Annotated in this window: 4 protein-coding genes; 2 read left to right on the forward strand and 2 right to left on the reverse strand. The window is 56.9% G+C overall.

What is annotated here, in order from left to right; translation table 11 throughout:
- On the forward strand, positions 1-185 hold a 185-nt coding region (locus B4F73_RS06695), incomplete at its 5' end, for a hypothetical protein (RefSeq protein ID WP_290482812.1).
- Positions 182-2086 (forward strand): DUF3363 domain-containing protein, encoded by a 1905-nt coding sequence (locus B4F73_RS06700; RefSeq protein WP_290482813.1) that lies wholly within the window; start codon positions 182-184, stop codon positions 2084-2086. The genes B4F73_RS06695 and B4F73_RS06700, both read left to right, overlap by 4 nt.
- A 191-nt stretch (positions 2087-2277) precedes the next feature.
- Here the strand turns inward: B4F73_RS06700 and B4F73_RS06705 are convergent, their stop codons facing one another.
- Together B4F73_RS06705 and B4F73_RS06710 are read right to left on the reverse strand one after the other, a co-directional pair.
- Complete coding sequence (locus B4F73_RS06705) at positions 2278-3339, reverse strand: caspase family protein (RefSeq protein WP_290482814.1); 1062 nt, start codon at positions 3337-3339, stop codon at positions 2278-2280.
- The coding region (locus B4F73_RS06710) for an effector-associated domain EAD1-containing protein (protein WP_290482815.1) at positions 3336-3855 on the reverse strand (520 nt) is incomplete at its 5' end. The genes B4F73_RS06705 and B4F73_RS06710, both read right to left, overlap by 4 nt.

The raw sequence follows: 3855 nt of genomic DNA on the forward strand, positions 1-3855 counted from the left end.
CGGAATGCAAGATAAAAGCTCATAGAGCCAATGAGGGGCTATCGCCTTGTCTGCACATCGATTTTTATGGTTCCATGCCTCAGGATACAGCTCTGTCCTCTGATGGAAAGCTCAATGACGACAACAGGTTCGCATGGCTCCATTCGCAGAATTTGGCCTGTTTTCCCCCGGATCAGGCCGAATGAGCACGCCGCCGGACAATCCCTTCACCCCCAGACCTGGCAGGATTCGGTCGGCCGGATCAGGGGGACGCGCAAAGACCTATCTGACGCGGATGACGAAGGCCTTGTCGTCGGCCGGCGGCGTTCGTAGGACTGCCCTGCCCGCCCGGCCGCGTGTCGGTCCACGCGGTGGGCAAAGGCGCGTGATCGTCAAGGCGCGCATTGTGCGCATGTCGGCATCGAGCGTGGCAGCACTTGCCGCGCATATCGGATACATCCGAAGAGACGCCGCGCTTGAGGAGAAGGATCGCGGAAAGCTTTTTGACGCCATGAGCGAGGATGCCAACGCGTCCGATCTGGTCAAATCCATCACTGATGACCGGCATCATTTCCGGTTCATCTTCTCGCCCGAGGACGGCACTGAGATGGCAGACCTCAAGCCCTTCGTTCGCGACTTGGTCTCGCAGATGGAGACCGATCTGCGGACGCGGCTCGAATGGGTCGGCGCTGTGCACCATGATACGGGTCGGCCGCATGCGCATTTGGTCATCCGGGGACGGCGCGAGGATGGCTCTGATCTTGTCATGCCGCGGGCGTACATTTCCCACGGGATCCGGGAACGCGCGGAGGACCTGGTCACGCTGGAGCTTGGCCCGGAAACCCGGCTCGAGCAGGAGCGAAAACTTCAATCGGATATTGCTGTCGAACGCGTCACAAAGATCGACCATTTTATCGCCCGGCAAGTCGGCCCCGAAGATGAGTTTCGGTTGAAGGATAGTCCTTCTCAGTATCGCACCTTGCATGCCGCACGGCTGCGGACTCTGGAACGTCTTGGGCTTGCCGAGAAACTCGGCGCCGGACGCTGGCAGATGCGGGAGAATTTCCGGGATGTCTTGCGGGGGCTTTCTGAGCGTCACGACATCATCAAGACGATGAACCGTGCGCTCGCTGGACGCAACGACCGGCGTATCGACGCGGATGTGATTTTCGATAAGTCCGATCCAGACGGGCGGAGCGTGACAGGCGCGGTTCTTCAGGCAGGTCTCTCGGGCGAAGCACATGACAAAGCCTACACCATCATCGACAGCCTGGATGGTCGCGCTGTGTTTGTCGAACTGGGTGTCGCTGGCGAGGTAGAGGAGTTGAAGCGCGGGGCAATTGTAACCGTGTCGCCGCCGAACCTTGAGCCAAAGCCGTCAGACGTCACGATTGAGCGGATCGCGCGGGCGAATGGCGGGATCTATTCGGCAGGGCTGCACCAGGCCGATGATCCGCGATCAGGTCCCGAATTTGTCGCGGCCCATGTGCGAAGGCTGGAGGCCTTGCGACGAGCAGGTCATGTCGAGCGGACAGCCGATGCAGACTGGAAGATTCCATCAGACTATCTGGACAGGACGAAAGCGTACGAGCGGAGTCAGGCGCGGTTCCGAGCGGCGCAGGTGTTGGTTCGCTCAGAGCTGGGCCTAAGAGTACAGGAAACGGCGCTCGGCGTGACGTGGTTGGATGATGTGCCTGCCCCGTCCAGCGTGCCGCTCGGATTTGGGCGGGAGGTGGCTGAAGCGCAGGTGAAGCGACGGACCTTCATGGCGGGCATTGGAATAATGGTAGAGGCTGGCGTTGGCTTGTCTGCCGCGCAGAGAACTGAGTTACTGAAGCGAGATCTTATGCATGCCGGCCGGACGCTGAGCGAAGAGATCGGGAAACCGTATTCGCCGGCTCCGGATCGAGGTCACGTGAATGGTACTTATCGCGAGCCGGTGTCGCGAGTGAGCGGGAAGTTTGCGGTGATTGAGCGGCAGAGGGATTTTACGATTGTGCCCTGGCGGCAGGTGCTGGAGCAGCGGCGCGGGATGGCCGTGTCGGGGGTCGTGCGCGGGGGGCGAATTTCTTGGGCGCTTGGGCGTGGGGTTGGGATAGGAGAGTAACCCAACGCCACGAGCAATCGTATTGCATAAATCTACTCTGTAGGCACTGCACAATCTTAGACAAATGTCTTTTCGGATCGTAATTCTGACTAAAGTCAGGGCTCAGAAGAATTGAGCAGTTCCAGCAAGCGACGGGCTTGAGGTGGTGAGGGTCGCAGCCACTGAGGCAGGGCGCCCAGTTGAATTGGACATCAACCATCCCGCAGCATTTCGAGATTTCGATTCTTCGGATAATCCTCAAATGCAACGTTGATGATGTCAGGGATAGAAACGCTCAATCCGCGATCGATCTGCCTCAACGCGCGAACCCATTGTATTCGTCCCGTTCCTGACAAGACCAGTCTAGAGATGTCGCCGCCTGCACGCACCCAGAGTTCCTGATCTGTTGGGCCTAGCGGATAAAGAACGCAGAATAGCTCCACTAGAGAGTCTGCTTTCGTCATATGAGCTATTTCGGAATGCAACGATTTAGGTCGAATGCGCTTTTCCACTGCTTCGCAATAAGCCACGGCAAAATTAGAGTCTTGATGATGAGCGGCATAGACCGGGGCCTGACTAGGCCATTCTGCTCTAACACTTACGGCGACATAGTTGAACAAGTCGAACACGCGAATAAAGCCGCCTTCATCGTGACCACCAGCGCCGCGAAACCCCGCGACCAGATGCTTAGTAAAAAGGCTGGTCGAATCACCGCCAAGGATCATCGAAGATTCAGAGCTTCGGCTAGACGCAATAACAACGATCCCCTCCCCATCTTCCATTTCGTCGAGCAGTGCATTGCCCAGCCATTTCGAGCTCTTGGCGCGTGCACCAGTAAGGTCAATGCCTCCGGAACAACAGGCATCAATAGCAATAAGCTTTCTTTTGGATCGGACCTTAAGCAGCGCTTCCGCAAGCAATTGGGAAGTAAGCAGCCCAGTGCCCTGAGTTGGGACGGCATCAACAGGAGCCAAAAATGCGCCGCCCGCACCAACATCTCCGTGACCAGAATAGAATAGAAAAAACGGGTCGTCCTCTTCGATGATTGCAGACATTTTCTCTAGGGTGTCTTTGATGGCTTGTAGCGATGCGTCGGCACCCGATAAGCGAACGACATTTTTGTCAGCATATCCGCAAAGGCCGGGGTCTATGAGGATGGCCCTAACGGCGTCTCCATCTGCGATCACCGCCTTGCCAAGGTCTTTGAATGCCGGGTCGATATTCGAGTCGACCGTAACAATTAGTGCGTGTCCACGAAACTCTCGATAGTTCATTGACCAATCACCCCTGAAATTTGCTGCAGCCGAGAGTTGAGGGGATAATCAGCCAACATAGCGTTTAGAAGGTCTCGCAAGCTTATCTCACCCCCAAATCTTGCGAAGCGAAGTGCCTCTCGCCACTGATTCCGGCCAGAGCCGTGTGTACTCAGGCGTGAAAGGTCCCCGCCCGCCTGCTCCCAAACATCCGCTTGTGTCGGTCCATTAGGGTAGAGCTCGCACACTACTTCAAGAAGAAGGATTAATAGGTCTTCTTGGCTCGGTCGCCATAACCCGTTTGAAAAGCGCGTCCAGGAATCCAGATGGTCGCTACAGACAACGAAATAGGGTTTCAAGCGCGGAACACCGAACGTGTAGCCAAACGTGCGTGACGCAGTACGCCAGTTGCGCGCAACGGCGAGCCGCCCCGCTCGCTCCAACTCTACTCCATCCGGTGTTCGCCCAGCCCCTAGGAAGGCCTTGAAGGTGTCAATAAACAATCCCATCGGCAATGCGTGGTTGCCAAGAAAGGTA

It is taken from the genome of Hyphomonas sp. UBA3601 (assembly GCF_002375605.1).
GTDB lineage: Bacteria > Pseudomonadota > Alphaproteobacteria > Caulobacterales > Hyphomonadaceae > Hyphomonas.